Here is a 16,609-nt window from a genome sequence, read left to right on the forward strand (position 1 = left end):
CTTGAACGCCAGACCTGATGCCTTCCAGAAAACGCCCTTTTCGGTCCCTGATGCGCTCACGACGCCAGGACGCGCCCGTGCGCTCCGGCCGGGGTGTTTTCACGCGCCGTGCGCTGATGGTGATGGCTGTTCAGGCGGGTGTTCTCGGTGCGTTGGGACGGCGACTCTATAATATTCAGACGGTCGAGGGCGATCATCTGCGGCAGCTCGCAGAGCGCAACCGGACCAGCAAGCGCCTTCTGGCACCGGCACGCGGGACAATTCATGACCGCTTCGGAACAGCGCTCGCCGATAACAAGGTGAGCTGGCGTGCGTTGCTGATGCCGGAAGAAACAACGGATATTGCCGCTGTTATCGAACGCTTCTCACAGATTGTCCCTCTTGATGAGCATGATCACGCCCGGATCGAGCGGGACCTGAAGCACGTCCATAAGTATGTGCCGGTCACGCTGCATGAGTTCCTGTCATGGGACGACATGGCGCGGATCGAACTGAATGCACCGTCGCTCCCAGGTGTTCTGGTCGATGTTGGCTCCACTCGGCTGTACCCGTTTCAGGAACTGACGGCTCATATTGTCGGTTATGTCGCTCCCCCGAATGAGGACGACGTTGCCAAGGACACAACCCTGTCTCTGCCGGGTATGCGCGTCGGGCGCGCCGGGATCGAGCAGACGCAGGAGTCGGTACTGCGGGGGGACCCCGGATCCGTAGAAATGGAAGTCAACGCGCTGGGGCGTGTGATTGGCGAAATCGACCGCGTAGAAGGGCAGCAGGGGGAGGACGTCCGTCTGACCCTTGATGTGGGCCTTCAAGGGAAGGTGCTGGAGTATCTTGGAGACCGTGTGGCCAGTTCTGTTGTGATGGACTGCCAGAATGGCGAAGTTCTCGCGATGGTCAGCACGCCTTCTTTTGATCCTTCGCTCTTTGACTCGGGTGTTAGTCATGCCCAGTGGAATGAATGGGCGAATGATCCGCGCACACCGCTGGTCGACAAGGCGGTGTCTGGTCTCTATCCGCCTGGATCAACGTTTAAGCCTGCAGTGGCACTCGGCGCCTTGAAGGCGGGTGCTGTTACCGCGCAGGACCGCTTCAACTGTCCGGGCTATTTTGACATGGGCGGGGTTCGGTTTCACTGCTGGAATCGCTGGGGCCATGGCATGGTCAACATGCGCGACGCCCTGAAATATTCCTGTGACGTCTATTTCTACGAAGTAGCCCGCCGCTGTGGAATGGACCCGATCCAGACAGTCGGAAATTCCATGGGGCTGGGTGTCAAGCTGGACATCGAACTGCCCCACGTCCGCTCTGGTGTCATTCCGACGCCGGAGTGGCGGCAGCAGCATGGTTTCCACTGGAACGGTGGTGACACCGTCAATGCCGGTATCGGGCAGGGGTTTGTTCAGGTGACGCCTCTGGCGCTGGCTACCTATGTGTCGCGCATCGCATCTGGCAGGAATGTTCAGCCGCATCTGATCCGGGCAACAAATGATCAGATCTCCAGTCTGGCATCTCTGGATGCTGCGCCGGCTCTTGATATTCCCCAGGAGCATATGGGTGTCGTTCGGGCAGGTATGTTCGCGGTTGTGAATGAACCGCACGGATCGGCTCCCAAAGCCCGGCTGGATCTGCCGGATGTTCAGATGGCGGGGAAAACCGGGTCGGCACAGGTTCGGCGTGTGTCACGTGCGCTTCGCGAGTCCGGGCACTTCAATTCCATGAACCTGCCGTGGGAATACCGCCCACATGCCTTGTTCATCTGCTTCGCACCTTATGATGATCCGCGATATGCAGTTTCTGTTGTGGTTGAGCATGGCAATGCGGGTGCTGATGAAGCAGCGCCTCTGGCCAAGCAGATCATGACCGAAACATTGGTGCGAGACCCTTCAAACCAGTCGCGGCCACCAGGTCAGACCGTGGCGCAGAAAGAGCCAGATCAAGGATGAGGGGCGGTGTCGTGAATGCATTCGGCTTTCTGAAGTCTGACAAACGCCTGTTGCGGGCGGAGCCGGATTTCCGCCCGATGGCGCGGCTGCTTCAGGTGAACTGGCTGTATGTGCTGCTGGTCTGTCTGCTCGCGGGAGTGGGTTATATTGCACTTTACTCGGCTGGCGGCGGTTCTGCGAAGCCATTTGCGGGGCCGCAGATGGTCCGTTTCGGCTTTGGGCTTGTGATGATGATCGCTGTTGCGCTTGTCAGCCCGCGGATCCTCCGCCTCGTATCTGTTCCAATTTATCTTTTTTCCATCGCCCTGCTTGGCCTCGTGCTGCGGATGGGGCATGTGGGCAAGGGGGCCGAGCGCTGGATCAACCTGGCGGGAATGCAGTTTCAGCCATCTGAATTCGCCAAGATTGGACTGGTTCTGATGCTGGCGACATGGTTTCACAGGATTGGAAACGAGCGGATGGGCAATCCGCTTCGTCTCGTTATTCCTGCCATCCTGACACTGCTGCCTGTTGTTCTGGTTCTGAAAGAGCCAAATCTTGGGACGGCGACCATTATTGGCGTTATCGGGGCCACGCTGTTTTTCGCGGCCGGAATGCGGCTATGGCAGATCGTCATTCTTGTGGCGCCCATCCCGTTTCTGGGGAAGTTCATTTACGGCCATCTGCATGATTACCAGAAGGCCCGGATCGATACTTTCCTACACCCTGAGCATGATCCGCTCGGTGCGGGTTACAACATCATCCAGTCCAAGATCGCTTTGGGCTCTGGTGGCATGTGGGGCGAAGGATACCTGCATGGCAGTCAGGGGCAGTTGAACTTCCTGCCGGAAAAGCAGACGGACTTCATTTTCACCATGATTGGCGAAGAATGGGGTTTTGCGGGCGGCATTGCCGTCATTGGTTTGCTGATAGTCCTGACGTTGGGTGCCACGCTGATTGCCATGCGGAGCCGTAATCAGTTCGGGCGACTGCTCGGGCTTGGCATTGCGATGGATTTCTTCCTGTACTGTGCCGTCAATCTGTCGATGGTAATGGGCGCTATTCCGGTCGGTGGTGTGCCGCTTCCGCTGATATCCTATGGTGGTTCAGCCATGCTGACGATGATGTTCGGCTTTGGGTTGCTGATGTCAGCCTGGGTCCATCGCAATGAGCGTGACCCAGGATTTGAAGACGAAGACGATTGACGCCTTAGAGTTCCAGGAGAACCTTGGATGAGCTTTTCCGGTCCAGCGATGCGTCGAAAGCATCTTTGTACTGAGCCAGCGGAAAGCTGTGGGTGATGAGACCATCCGCAATCCATGGATTGTTCGAGAGGATCTTCAGCGCTTCTGCGAACTCTTCATCAAAGCGGAATGTCCCCCGATAGTCGATTTCCCGCGCGATGATCTGTCCCAAGGGAGCTGGCACATCGCCCGGTGGGAAAATCCCGACCTGCACGAGGGTGCCGCCTTTCTGTGTCCTGGCGATTGCAGTCGGGAGGGCAGGTATGACGCCGGTGGCCTCAAAAACGATTTCATACTCGTCGTCATGATTGTCACGGCCTGTGTTGATGGTCGTGGTCGCACCCAGCTTGCGAGCAATATCAAGTGCAAAGTCCTGAAGATCGATTGCGACGATTTCTGAAGCGCCAGCCACTTTGAGGCCCGCGACAATCAGGGCGCCAATCGGGCCGGCCCCCTGAACCATAATGCGTTTGCCCGTAACATCGCCAGCGCGGGCGATGGCATGGAGAGCGACAGAGAAGGGTTCGGCAAGGCTGGCGCGTTTTACATCCAGACCTGATGGTAGCGGATGAAGCTGGGATGTTTCGACAACCATGTCCCGCCGGAAACCGCCATCCGTGTGGGGAATAAACGCGGCACTGCCAAAAAAGCGCATGTTCCGACACAGATGTTTCGTGCCACGTTCACATTCCGGGCAGTGCCCACAGGGGCGAGCCGGATGAATGGCGACAGCATCCCCGACCCTGAAACGCGTTTCGTCCGGGCTGACGGCTTCTATAATTCCTGAGACCTCGTGGCCGAGAATCATCGGTTCGCGCAGAACGGAAGCGCCAGCGCCCCCATGTAGAAAATAATGCATGTCCGACCCGCAGATACCGCCCCAGGCAGGGCGTATGAGCGCCTGACCTGCTTTGAGTGGCGGGACTGCAACGGTCTCTAAACGCAGGTCACCCTTTTTATGAATAACCAGAGCTTCCGTTGTCTGAGGGGCGGAAAAGCCGGACATGGGCTATGCCTCGTTCGTCTGAACAACATGAGATGAAGAGGCTCAGATATGACCGATCTTGTGCGCTAAAAGCAGTCACGTTTGGGCGATGCGGGCAGCCTTGGCTATCCATTCAGACGTCTAGAAGACAGTTTTCGACCACGTGTAAAGTTTCTGAGTGCGCCAGTGGTTCAACGCCACATGCGAGCAAGAAGTCCGCAATGCCATTCAGTGTGTCCGGGCAGCGCGTCGGATCATCGGGGTTGCCTTCCGGCACCCAGATGATGGTCTCATAACGCGCGCGGGTCAGCAGGACACGATAGGTGTTGAGGGACCAGAGGGCTTTTTCAACGGACTTGACGGTCTGCCATGTGGTTCCGCTAAAGCGCCGGGACTGCCAACGTTGTGGGTAGCCTGTACGGATGAAATCTCCATCCCAGCAAAGGCCGACAAAATCCAGTTCCAGGCCCTGAATGGCAAATTGAGTGGCAACGGTTTCAAGCGCATCAGAGGCCCGGACGTCTTTGTCTGGAACCCAGCGGTTCAGGAACCATTGAGCGACCGCGTTGGAGTCCATGTGAGCCAATTCTGCTCCGAGGCCTTCCGCGCGCAATCGTTTGGCTTGAGAGCTGGCAATCAGACCACAGCGATAGGTCAGGCGTGATCGTTCCCGCAGGGCATTCCGCAATTCCGGAAGACTGCGGGTGAGACGAAACGGAAGGCTCGTATTTTCAGCAATACTGCGGGCGAGAGAGGCATTTCCATTCAGTACAGCATTGACCCAGGTCGGCGTTGCAATGTCCCGAAGAGAGCGCATCGGTACTGTGAGGTGCAGACAGGGGTCTTTCTGAACCGGCAGGGACGGGGGCAAGGTGGTGAGGCCAGGGGTGGAGCTGACAACATCCGGTGATGCGTGGATCTGCCATTCAGCGCGGCTCGCAAGAGCGTCTCCCCAGCAGGCCATTCCGCCTTCGCCATCATGAATTTCCTGGCCTTGTCCGATAAGGCAGATGATGGCGGCAAATCCGTCATGCCGGTGCATGATGTCGAGGAGATGCGCGGGTTCAGACTGCGTGAGGCGAACGGGCCGCTGGGCGCTTTTGCGAATGGCCTGATCGGCGTTCCAGGAACGCTGGGCTTCGTCGATGACCATGATCCGTTCTGGCGGGCACTCTGCGGTGCGTCCAACATAGTAATCCCGGAATTTGGGCAGAGACTGAATGGTGGATTCCATGCGCTGTTCTACGGCTGCGCGCTTCTGACCCTGTGCCACGGCATCGCGGGTCAGCGCTTCACGCAGAACATGGACGAGCGTTGGGTTGCCCGTGAGGAATGTGGCAGAGTTATCTTGTTCCGCCGTGCCGAACGCAGCCTTCAGGCCGCAAAGTGTTTTCCCTGCCCCAGGAATACCCGAGACAAAGATGATTGTTTTTCGGCGTTGTCTTCGGGCGTTTTCAAGAAGTTCCGTGATGCGATCAGACGTCAGGGTGAGATTGGTAGCGTCTGCTCTGGCCGTGTGAATGTCTGCGACGCTGTGCGTGGAATAAATGAGGCGTGCAGCTTCCACAATGCTTGGGACGGGATTGTAGGGTGCCTGTTCCCACTCATACGGGTGCATAGGCGCAATCGAATATTGTGTTTGGTGTGCGAGATCTGACAACAGCGCAGTCAGGTGCGTAGCATTGCATTTCAGAACTGGCGTGACACCAGATCCCAAAAGAAGTGGCGATGTTTGAGCAGGTTGTGCGGCTTCTGTGGCAATCAGAATGGGAATGATCGGGTGATGACGGCTGCCCGCGTGAAAGTCCTGAAGATCCAGCGCGTAACCTTCGGTCTGGGCGAGAGCAGCCGCATCGAAGTGCGAAGCGCCAACCTTGAATTCCAGAACGAACGTCGCATCCGGGGAAATGAGGACCGTGTCGATCCGACCACCCAGACGGGGAATTGGGAATTCGAACAGAATCTGCCAGCCTGCCGTCTGCGGCAGAGCAGTCAGCGTGGTGCGAAGAATATCAAGCTGGGTGGCCCAGGCGCGGAGTTGCTGGGGTTCGCTGGAGAAACGCCTGCGCCCGGCTTCGTGGGCGAGGCGCTCTCCAATACGATCCGGGTCCGTGTTGAGGAACGTGGCGACGGGGCCGGACCACCACGCTCCCATCAGGCTTAGCCCTCGATCTGACCGAAATCGGCGATCAGGGCTGTGGTCGTGCGGAAAGTCGCCAGAAGCTTCAGACGGTTGGCGCGAATGTCGGCTTCCGGGGCGTTGACGGTAACAGCATCGAAGAAGCGGTCCAATGTCGGGCGCAGGGCTGCAATCGCCTGCATCGCATCGGTGAAACGCTCGTCTTTCAGGGCCGTCTCGATTGCAGGCACAGCGCTGTTCAGGCCGTCTGCCAGAGCGCGCTCTTCATCCTGTGCGTAGAGAGACGCATCCGGCGTTCCTTTGTGAGGACCGTCCTTCTTGTCTTCGATGCGTAGAATGTTGGCGGCGCGCTTGGCTGCGGCGAGAAGATTCTTGCCGTCTTCCGTCTGGATCATGTCAGACAGCGCCGAAGTGCGGGCCAGAAGACGCACAAGATCGCCATCCAGACCGCCTGCCAGTGTAGCGGCCAGAACGTCATGGCGTTCGCCTTCGCTGCGAAGCTGAACGCGCAGACGGTCTGCCATGAAGTCCGGCAGTTTGGCGAGTTCCCCGCCGGTGCGACCATTTGCGGCCTTGGAAAAGAGGTCCGTCAGGTCCAGGCGCAGGCCGTTGTCACGAATGGTGCGGATCACGCCTAGTGCAGCGCGGCGCAAGCCGTACGGATCGCCCGAGCCGGTTGGCGTCTCGCCAATGGCGAAGAAGCCAGCGAGCAGATCCAAACGGTCCGCAAGGGCCACGGCAACGGAGACAGGGGCCTTTGCCGTATCGTCGGACTGGCCGCGCGGCATGTAATGCTCGGCTACAGCCTTCGAAACAGCGTCGCCTTCGCCATCATGTGCTGCGTAATAGCCGCCCATGACGCCTTGAAGTTCCGGGAATTCGCCGACCATGCCGGTCGTCAGATCGGCTTTGGAGAGCAGGCCTGCGCGCTTTGCCTGTTCGATCTGCTCTGCGCTCAAGCCCATCGCCGCAGCGACAGTCCCTGCAAGATCGGAAATCCGCTTGGCGCGCTCGCCCTGCGTTCCCAGCTTGGCATGGAACGTCACGGCATCGAGAGCGGCCACGCGGTCTGCGAGCTTTGTCTTGCGATCCAGATCCCAGAAGTGGCGGGCATCGGCGAAACGGGCACGTAGAACGCGCTCGTTTCCGGCGATCGTCAGCTTGCCGCCATCCTTGAACGGCAGGTTGGCGACGAAGGCGAAGAACGGCGCGGCTTTGCCGTCTGCATTGCGCAGAGCGAAGTAGCGCTGATTGATGCGCATTGAGACCTGCATGACTTCGGCGGGCAGATCCATGAAAGCATCGTCGATACGGCCCAGCAGCGGAACCGGATATTCGACCAGACCGGCGACTTCATCGACCAGTCCTTCGTCTTCCACAACCGTAATGCCCTGCTGTTCAGCCAGACGGTGAACGCCGGTACGGATCATGTCGCGGCGCTTGTCCGCGTCCACGATGACGGAGCGTGTTTCCAGCTCTTCCAGCCAGTGATCTGCCGAACGGACTTCAAATCCGCCGGGCGACAGAAAGCGATGGCCTTCGGACAGGTTGGAGGACTTCAGGCCGTGGGCATCGTCGCCATCGCGGGCAAGCGAGAAGGGAACGACTTTGCCGTCAAGAAGGCAGGTAATGCGACGGAGCGGGCGCACCCATGAGAAGTTTGAGCCAGCACCCCAGCGCATGGACTTGGCCCAGGGGAATTTCCACAGAAGGTCCGGCACAGCTTCGGCGATGCGGCTTTCTGCGCTCACGGGATCGAGCTGCTTGTTGAGAACCCAGAAGCCATTTTCCAGCGTGAGTTCATCAGCTGTTACGCCATGCTTGCGGGTAAAGCCTTCAAGGGCCTTTACCGGTGCGCCCTCACGCGGTCCACGCTCGGAGACGGTACGGGCTGGGATTTCTGCATCAACATTCAGGACGGTCGCGATGCGGCGGGTGCCGTAGAACGGCTGAACATTGGACGGGTTAAGACCATCGAGGGCCTTGGTCAGAAGGGCACCGAGTTCGCTGGCAGCCTTGGGCTGCATGCCGGCCGGGATTTCCTCGCAGAACAGTTCAAGCAACAGTTCAGCCATTGGACGTCTCCTCCTCGCCAGCAAGCCACGCTTCACAGGAGGCTTTCGCCAGCGTCCGGACGCGTCCGATATAGGATGCGCGTTCAGAGACGGAAATCACGCCGCGGGCATCCAGAAGATTGAAATAATGGGAAGCCTTCAGGCACTGATCGAACGCAGGCTGTGCGACGCCAGCTTCCGCCAAACGGATGGACTCTTTTTCCGCATTGTTGAAATGCGTGAGCAGCATCTGTGTATCGGCCAGTTCGAAGTTGTGACGGGAATAGTCACGCTCTGCCCGCAGGAACACGTCCCCATACTTCAGGCCCTTGCCGTTGAAGTCCAGGTCGTAAACGTTCTCGACGCCCTGAACATACATGGCCAGCCGTTCCAAACCGTAAGTCAGTTCGGTGGAAGGCATGACGGTCGGGATACCGCCAACCTGCTGGAAATAGGTGAACTGCGTGACTTCCATGCCATCACACCAGACTTCCCAACCCAGACCCCAGGCGCCAATCGTCGGGTTTTCCCAGTCGTCTTCCACGAATCGGATATCGTGCTTTTCGGGATCAATCCCGATGGCGCGATAGCTCTCCAGAAGCAGGTTCTGGCTCTCTTCCGGTGTTGGCTTCAGCAGGACCTGATACTGATAATAGTGCTGGAGGCGGTTCGGGTTCTCACCGTAACGACCGTCGGACGGGCGCCGGCAGGGCTGCACATAGGCCGCAGCCCATGGCTTTGAGCCCAGGGCGCGCAGGGTCGTATGAGGGGAGAGCGTTCCGGCTCCGACTTCTGTGTCATAGGGCTGCAGGATAGCGCAGCCCTTTTCAGACCAGAATTGATGAAGGCGCAGGATCAGGTCCTGAAAGCTGAGCGGCCGGGTCGCAGACAATTCGATAGGCTCCGGTTGGCAAAATTGGCCGCTACCTTACAGCCTGAGGTCCATAACCGGAAGTGAGCGGGGCAAACGGACGGACAGTTCTTCGGAAAATCTCTTCTGGCCCTGTCGAATGATGCCGAACCAGTTTCTATTCCGGTTGCCACTTTCGGAACGCAGGAAGCTCTTCCGCCTGAGCGGCAAGGCGCACAAGGGCCGGATACTCTGGTGCACGAATGACGTCCGAGATTTCATTTTGCGCGAACGTCCAGGCAATCGCAGTCGTTATGTCGGCCTGCGAGAGTGTGCCAAGCAGCCATTTGCCCTCCAGCACGGCGTAGCTTTTCTCAAGCTCGGCGAAGGCAATGCGGGCTTGTGCGGTAACGCGTTCCACCCAAGGAGCATATTGGCTCTCTATCGGGCGAAGTTTTGTTTCATAAACAAGTTGAACTGACTTATCTGCGGCCGCGAGAGCCAACCCCAATATGTAAAGCGCGCCTGTCCGCTCACTTTGGTCTTCCGGCATGAGGCGCTTCTCAGAGGGTAATCCATGTCCGAGATGATCGAGGATGAGTGTTGAGTCCATGAGAACTGTCCCGTCCTGCGTCACGACGGTCGGGGCTTTCAGCATGGGGTTGATGTCGGCAAACGCGGCCTTATCCCGAAACACGGAAAGAGAAAGGTGCTCGAACGGGATATCCATCAGTGTCAGGGAGATGGCGACGCGCCGGACGTAAGGTGAGTCCAGCTTTCCGATCAGTTTCATTGGGGCTGCTCCGTTGAAAATGGAGCCGTTATCTTCTCGCTGCAGAGCGCCTGATGTAAGTGTCAGGAACGGTCATTTCCGATCCGATCCTGCCAGAATGCTGTTGCCTGTGCCTGCATGTCCTCTTGTCGCCATTCTCGCTTATGATGGGCTTTGTGCCTTCGAATTTGGCTGCGCCATAGAGGTCTTTGGCCTGAATCGACCGGAAGTCGGTGCGTACTGGTACCGCTGTGTCGTAGCGGGTCTGGAAGAGGGACCCCTTCGCGCGGGACCGCGACTGAGCGTCATGCCAGATGGTGATCTGTCGCTTCTGGATCAGGCGGACACGATTGTTGTTCCCGGCTGGCGGGGTGTGGATACGATTGTTCCGGAGGGACTGTTGCTTGCCTTGCGGCGGGCACATGCACGGGGGGCTCGTCTCGTTTCGATCTGTTCAGGCGTATTTGTTCTTGCGGCCACAGGTCTGCTTGATGGTCGTCGCGCCACGACCCACTGGCACCATACGGAGCATCTGGCCCGGAAATATCCGAACATTCTCGTGCAGCCGGATGTGCTTTACACGGAAGACGAAGGCCTGCTGACGTCCGCCGGAAGTGCTGCGGGGCTGGATCTCTGTCTGCATGTCGTGCGGCAGGATTTCGGGGCCAAAATCGCCAATCAGGTGGCGCGCAGGCTGGTCATCCCAGCGCATCGCGATGGAGGGCAGGCGCAGTTTGTTCCCCGACCGGTGGCAAAACGGCCTGGCCGTCGTCTGGGGACGCTGTTCGATGTGGTTCGCACCAGACTGGATGAGGATTGGCCGGTTGAACGGATGGCATTGGAAGCGGGGATGAGTGCGCGTGGATTGCATCGCCACATCCGCGAAGCAACAGGAGTGACGCCGCTGGCATGGTTGCTGAATGAGCGAATCGCTCTTGCCCGGGAACTGCTGGAAACGACGCGTAACCCCATTGCGGAAATCGCCCGTCTGAGCGGCTTTCGGTCAGAAGCTGGTTTTCGAAAGCAGTTTCGACATTTGAGTGGGCTCGCGGCGAGTGAATATCGCAGACGGTTTGATGCGGCGGGCTGAAGACTGAAGGCAGCCATGAAACCAAAGATCAGACACGGTGTTTGACGGTACGAGACGCCTGTTGCTCAGCCCCTTGAACCGTCAGCTTCCGATAATCTGAATTTTGAGGCGCACCTGACGGGCAGCAGGTCGATCCCTTGTCGATTGAGCATCGGTGCCTCATATGATGAGGGAACGTAACTTCTTCGTCTGGAAGGATCAGAGACGATGAACAACGAAGAACGCGAAGTCATCTCCCGCTTCATCGCCCGCGTCGGCGGAGCGCAGCAGGGGAGTGGCTTCAGCCAGCAGCAGATGCCGGCTCTCCCCCCGATTGACCCGGAGGCTGACCGCTTCATTGCCGATAACTTCCAGAAATATCCGGAAGCCCGCTATCGCGTGACGCAGATGGCCGTTGTGCAGGAAGCCGCTCTGGCTCAGGCGCAGAACCGTATTCGCCAGCTTGAATTCCAACTCCAGCAGGCTCAACAGCAGCTTCAGCAGGCGCAGCAGAACCGCTCGTCCGGTAGCGGTGGCGGTCTGTTCGGTGGTTTGTTCGGCGGTGGGAACCGTCAGCAGGCCTCGCCCCCGCCTCCAGGATGGGGCGCACAGGCTGGTGCCATGCCGCCGCCGAACTATCAGCCTCAGCAGCAGTATGGTTACCCGCCGGGATATCAGCCGGGCATGTTCCAGCGTGGCGGAACGGGCTTCCTGGGTTCCGCGCTGACGACGGCTGCAGGCGTTGCCGGTGGCATGATGGCGGCTAACGCTCTCGAAGGCCTGTTCAGCGATCATCATTCTGGTGGGGATGCTGGCGGTTTTGGCGGTGGAGAGACCATCATCAATAACAACTATGGTGATGCCGGGTCCGACCCGTTTGGTGGAGCTGGAACGGACGCAGGTGGCGGCTTTTCCGACTCTGACTTCGGCGGTGGCGGAGACTTCGGTGGCGATGACGATATGTTCTGACAGGCTGCCCCGCTTCGCCTGATACTGAAGATTTTCAGAAAGCCCGTCTGGTGTCGTCCGGCGGGTTTTTTGTTGTTTGCTCGCCAGAACGCGTATGATGCGTTGGTTTTTGTAACGTGATTTTCCGTTTCCCCGGATATTTCAATTTTCAAGGGTTTCCCGATGAGCACCCATGACTTCCGCGACCTGGTAGCCTTCAAGGATCTTGAGGATGGGCAGATCACGTCTTTTTCCATCAATGGAACATCCGTTGTGCTGGTGAAGGATGGGGAAGACGTTCATGCGCTGGGTGGCAAATGTCCGCACAAGGAAGCGCCGATGGAGCAGGGGGCATTCTGCCGGACTGAAAAAGGCAGCGTGCTGGTCTGCCCCTGGCACAAGGCCGTTTTCGATGCTGTGGATGGGAGCCTTGTCGAGCCGCTCGCACTTGAGCCGTTGCCGCGTTACCCCGTGGAAATCGTTGACGGCCGCGTTCTGGTGGGCGCGGAACCGATGAAACGGGACGCTCCTGCTTCCCGGCAGGAAGACGAGAGCGTTCTGATTCTGGGGGCAGGTGCAGCCGGTATCATGGCGGCCGTGACACTTCGGCAGGAAGGGTTTTCCGGCAAGATTACGATGGTCACGGAGGAGAAACATCGCCCCTATGACCGCACGGCGCTGAGCAAGACGGTTTTGCTGAGTGAGCCTGAGAAAGCACATGCGCCCTCTCTGCGAAGTGAGTCCTTTTATGGTCAGAACCGGATCCGCGTGAAACATGCCACGATCCAGTCTTTCAATCCGGCAACGAAGACGGCGATGCTCTCTGATGGCACCACTTTGACGGCCGACCATGTTCTCATTGCAACGGGTAGCCGTTCCCGGTCCTTGGGAATTCCCGGAGCTGATCTGAAGCGGGTCTTCACGCTTCACCGGGAGAAGGATGCGGAAGAGATTGCCCGTGTGATTGATCCCGATCAGGCCGTTACCATCATCGGAGGTGGATTCATCGGTCTGGAAGTGGCGTCCTGCTTACGTCAGCGCGGGGTAGGGGTAACGATCATCGCCGATACGGATGTGCCGATGGAAAAGCATTTCGGTCGGGAAGTCGGAACGCGTTTGCGGCAGTTGCACGAAGAAAATGGTGTGGCGTTTATATCAGACGTGAAGGTCGCGAAAATTTACGGCGATAAAAAAGCTGAAGGTGTTGAACTGGAAGACGGCATGAGGCTGCCGGCGTCTTTCGTTCTGGCGGGCGTGGGTGTGACGCCGGTAACGGATTATATTGATGGTCTGGATCGGGATGAAGATGGCGCAATTGTCGTCGATCACCTGATGCGTGCAGCGCCCGGCGTTTATGCGGCTGGCGATGCTTCGGCGATCCTTCGTGATGGTAAGCCAAGGCGAATCGAGCACTGGCGTCATGCTCAGGTACAGGGGCGCATTGCGGCTCTCACCATGATGGGACATGAGACCACCCATTTACCGACGCCCTGGTTCTGGACCCAACAGTTCGGCAAGAAGATCGAACTGCTCGGCTGGGGGGAGAGCTTCGACAACGTCAGCCTTGAGGGGGATATCAAGGGCTTCAGCTTCCTTGCAACATATCTCAAGGACGGAAAGCCGGTTGCGGTGGCCGGGGCGGGTCACGCGTATGACATGGCCAGAGCCGCCGTCGATTTTGAAGGATTTGTGCAGGAAAAGGTCTGAACCGCGCACGAAGCTTGACATGAGCGGGCCGTCCCGGCTTCCTGCGCCCACTTATCCGCCAGGACGTTGAAGAGGCCCGACATGCATCCATACCGCACCCATGACTGTAGTGCCCTGCGTGAGCAGGACGCTGGACAGACCGTCCGCCTGTCTGGCTGGGTGCACAGCAAGCGCGACCATGGTGGCCTGCTGTTCATCGATCTGCGTGACCATTATGGCGTTACGCAGGTTGTTATCCCGGCTGGCACGGACCTGCTGGAAAAGGCCGAGCGCCTTCGTGTCGAGAGCGTCATCACTGTGACCGGCAAGGTTGTGGTTCGTCAGGGTTCCCAACGGAACCCGAACCTGCCGACGGGTGACATCGAAGTTCTTGCTGAAGAGCTGGAAGTCCGTTCCAACGCGGCTGTTCTACCGTTTCAGGTGGCGGGTCAGGAGAACTATCCTGAAGAACTGCGCCTGAAATACCGTTACATCGACCTCCGTCGCGAGAAGATGCACCAGAACATCATGCTGCGCAGCCGGGTCATTACCAGTCTGCGCCAGCGGATGATCGAGCAGGGCTTTACGGAATTCCAGACTCCGATCCTGACGGCGTCTTCCCCGGAAGGCGCGCGTGACTTTCTCGTGCCGGCACGTCTGCATCCGGGCAAGTTCTATGCGCTTCCGCAGGCCCCGCAGCAGTTCAAGCAGCTTGCGATGGTGGCGGGTTTTGACCGCTACTTCCAGATTGCTCCGTGCTTCCGCGATGAAGCTTCCCGCGCTGACCGTAGCCCGGGCGAGTTCTATCAGCTCGACTTCGAGATGTCCTTCGTCACGCAGGAAGATGTCTTCACGGTTCTGGAGCCGGTTCTGGCTGGCGTCTTCAACGAATTCACGCCGGAAGGCTGGAAGATCACGGACGGCGCATTCCCGCGTATTCCCTATGCTGATGCCATGCGCGATTATGGCTCCGACAAGCCGGATCTGCGTAACCCGCTGATCATCAGGGACGTGACGGACGCCTTCCGGGATTCCGGTTTCGGTCTGTTCGCCAAGATTGCGGCTTCCGGTGGTCAGATCCGTGCAATTCCGGCACCGGGTGCAGGCGATCGTCCGCGCGGTTTCTTTGACAAGCTGAACACCTGGGCTCGTGAAAGCGGCGCAGGCGGTCTGGGCTACATCATCTTTGAGACAGAAGGCGGCAAGGGCCCGATTGCCAAGAACCTTGAAGCTGAGCGCGTCGAGAGCATCCGTGAGATCTGTGGCCTGAAGGCTGGCGATGCCGTGTTCTTTGCTGCCGGCAAGGGTGACGAAGTTGCCAAGTTCTCCGGCGTTGTCCGCACCAAGGTGGCAACGGAGCTGGATCTGATCGAGAAGAACGCTTTCCGGTTCTGCTGGGTTGTGGACTTCCCGATGTTTGAGCTCAACGAAGAGACGGGCAAGGTGGACTTCTCCCACAATCCGTTCTCCATGCCGCAGGGTGGTCTGGAAGCGCTGAACACGCAGGACCCGCTGACGATCAACGCCTACCAGTACGACATCGTCTGCAACGGCGTGGAGCTGTCCTCCGGCGCAATCCGGAACCATCTGCCGGAAGTTATGCTGCGCGCCTTCGAGATCGCAGGATATGGCCCGGAAGTTGTAGAAGAGCGCTTCGGTGGCATGCTGAACGCCTTCCGTTACGGCGCTCCGCCGCATGGTGGTGCCGCTCCGGGTGTGGACCGTATCGTGATGCTGCTGGCTGATGAGCCGAACATCCGTGAGGTCATTCTTTTCCCGCTGAACCAGAGCGGCGAAGACCTGATGATGGAAGCTCCGGCCCCGGTTGAGCCTGCGCGTCTGAAGGAACTGCATCTGGCGCTGGATCTGCCGAAGCCAAAGCCAGCCGTCACGAAGTAACGTATTCTGGCCTGACGTCTGAAGAAGCCGGTACTCCTGAAGGGGTACCGGCTTTTCTTTTGTCTGCTCTCCGAAAAACGCAAGAACATCATGATAGTCTGCCCCTCCGGTTCAAATTCGGAAGGTGTGTTGTCTATGCCGGTTCGCCCGACCGTCCCTCTTGGAAGACGCCTGTATCTGGGTGCTGAGTTCCTGACGCTTCACGGCGGTGGTCCGTTGCTTATTCTGTTCGTTCGTCGGGCCGGGCTGTTATTTGGTCTGCTCTGGATTGCGGCGCTACTGGCTTTCCTGTCTCTCAGGCATCAGAAGTCAGAGGTTCAGGATTTCTCGGGAGAAGTGCGCAGAATTTCGCTGCGCTTTGCCGTACTCGCTCCGCTGATTATACTGCTGACATGGTGGGTCTGGCCGGATGTATTTCTGAGCCTGCCGAAACAAAGGCCCCTGTTCTGGCTGCTTGTCATGGTACTTTATCCCATTCTTTCCGTCTGGCCGCAGGAAGTTCTGTATCGGGCGTTCCTGTTTTCCCGGTACGACTCTCTTTTCCGTCTTGCACCAGTGACGATCGGGGCCAGTGCCGTGGCATTCGGTTTTGCGCATATTCTGTTTCTGAACTGGATTGCCGTGGGCATGACGCTCGTGGGGGGAGCTCTATTTGCCAGCGATTACAGTCGGCATCGCTCGCTCACCCTGACCTGTTTTGAACACAGCCTTTATGGATGTCTCATTTTCACGGTGGGATTAGGGCGGTTTTTCTACACGGGTGCTGCATGGCATTCGTGATCAATGGAAATCTTATGATTCCATAATGTCTATATTGAACATGAAGAACGCCCCGTATCGCTAAGAGCAAGGTTTCAGGGAGAGCCGATACTCTCCTGACCGCTGACCCTTGCGGCAGACTGGATGTTCGCCCCTGACCTGATCTCGGGAGAGGTGCAGCGTTGCCTGCCGGACTGGTCCCTGTGGAGTTCTGGCTTCTTTTTCCTGCGGGACGGATGATGAGGGCCAAGGTGCGTGCCATGGCAGATTTTGTCACCGAG

The 16,609-nt window shown here is 58.3% G+C and carries 12 protein-coding genes; 7 read left to right on the forward strand and 5 right to left on the reverse strand.

All coding sequences use genetic code 11. From position 1 onward, the window contains the following. The first annotated feature begins 17 nt into the window (after positions 1-17). Together mrdA and rodA are read left to right on the forward strand one after the other, a co-directional pair. A complete protein-coding gene (mrdA, locus tag B7444_RS11680) occupies positions 18-1,943 on the forward strand; it encodes a penicillin-binding protein 2 (protein ID WP_007283692.1) in 1,926 nt (641 codons plus the stop codon). Next, positions 1,940-3,127, forward strand: a complete 1,188-nt coding sequence (rodA, locus tag B7444_RS11685; RefSeq protein WP_035730009.1) for a rod shape-determining protein RodA — start codon at positions 1,940-1,942, stop codon at positions 3,125-3,127. Before mrdA ends, rodA begins: the two co-directional genes overlap by 4 nt. A 4-nt stretch (positions 3,128-3,131) precedes the next feature. On the opposite strand, the gene B7444_RS11690 is transcribed toward rodA, so the two are convergent. From B7444_RS11690 to B7444_RS11710, 5 genes are all read right to left on the reverse strand, one after another. Continuing rightward, a complete protein-coding gene (locus tag B7444_RS11690; protein ID WP_007283690.1) occupies positions 3,132-4,172 on the reverse strand; it encodes an L-idonate 5-dehydrogenase in 1,041 nt (346 codons plus the stop codon). A gap of 112 nt (positions 4,173-4,284) precedes the next feature. After that, positions 4,285-6,306: a DUF2075 domain-containing protein gene (locus tag B7444_RS11695; protein ID WP_007283689.1), complete on the reverse strand. Its 2,022-nt coding sequence runs from the start codon at positions 6,304-6,306 to the stop codon at positions 4,285-4,287. Between the two features lie 5 nt (positions 6,307-6,311). Then, on the reverse strand, positions 6,312-8,366 hold the full coding sequence (glyS, locus tag B7444_RS11700) for a glycine--tRNA ligase subunit beta (protein WP_007283688.1): 2,055 nt from the start codon (positions 8,364-8,366) through the stop codon (positions 6,312-6,314). Further along, a complete protein-coding gene (locus B7444_RS11705) occupies positions 8,359-9,237 on the reverse strand; it encodes a glycine--tRNA ligase subunit alpha (protein WP_007283687.1) in 879 nt (292 codons plus the stop codon). The genes glyS and B7444_RS11705 overlap by 8 nt, the downstream gene beginning before the upstream one ends. Positions 9,238-9,373: 136 nt before the next feature. Then, positions 9,374-9,988 carry a glutathione S-transferase family protein gene (locus B7444_RS11710; RefSeq protein ID WP_007283686.1) on the reverse strand — a complete coding sequence of 205 codons (615 nt, stop codon included), beginning with the start codon at positions 9,986-9,988 and terminating at the stop codon, positions 9,374-9,376. Between the two features lie 97 nt (positions 9,989-10,085). Between B7444_RS11710 and ftrA the strand changes: the two genes are divergently transcribed. The 5 genes from ftrA (at position 10,086) to B7444_RS11735 (ending at position 16,349) form a co-directional block, all read left to right on the forward strand. Then, on the forward strand, positions 10,086-11,057 hold the full coding sequence (ftrA, locus tag B7444_RS11715; RefSeq protein WP_007283685.1) for a transcriptional regulator FtrA: 972 nt from the start codon (positions 10,086-10,088) through the stop codon (positions 11,055-11,057). Positions 11,058-11,264: 207 nt separating this feature from the next. After that, the gene (locus B7444_RS11720; RefSeq protein WP_007283684.1) at positions 11,265-12,005 is read left to right on the forward strand and encodes a DUF2076 domain-containing protein; all 741 of its coding nucleotides are present in this window, start codon (positions 11,265-11,267) and stop codon (positions 12,003-12,005) included. 162 nt (positions 12,006-12,167) lie between these two features. Continuing rightward, on the forward strand, positions 12,168-13,691 hold the full coding sequence (locus B7444_RS11725) for an FAD-dependent oxidoreductase (RefSeq protein ID WP_007283683.1): 1,524 nt from the start codon (positions 12,168-12,170) through the stop codon (positions 13,689-13,691). Between the two features lie 81 nt (positions 13,692-13,772). Beyond that, a complete protein-coding gene (aspS, locus tag B7444_RS11730) occupies positions 13,773-15,569 on the forward strand; it encodes an aspartate--tRNA ligase (RefSeq protein WP_007283682.1) in 1,797 nt (598 codons plus the stop codon). Positions 15,570-15,659: 90 nt separating this feature from the next. Further along, positions 15,660-16,349 (forward strand): CPBP family intramembrane glutamic endopeptidase, encoded by a 690-nt coding sequence (locus B7444_RS11735; protein WP_252365384.1) that lies wholly within the window; start codon positions 15,660-15,662, stop codon positions 16,347-16,349. The last annotated feature ends 260 nt before the right edge of the window (positions 16,350-16,609 follow it).

Origin of the sequence: Gluconobacter thailandicus F149-1 = NBRC 100600 (assembly GCF_000964465.1) — a bacterium.
Classification (GTDB): Bacteria; Pseudomonadota; Alphaproteobacteria; order Acetobacterales; family Acetobacteraceae; genus Gluconobacter; species Gluconobacter thailandicus.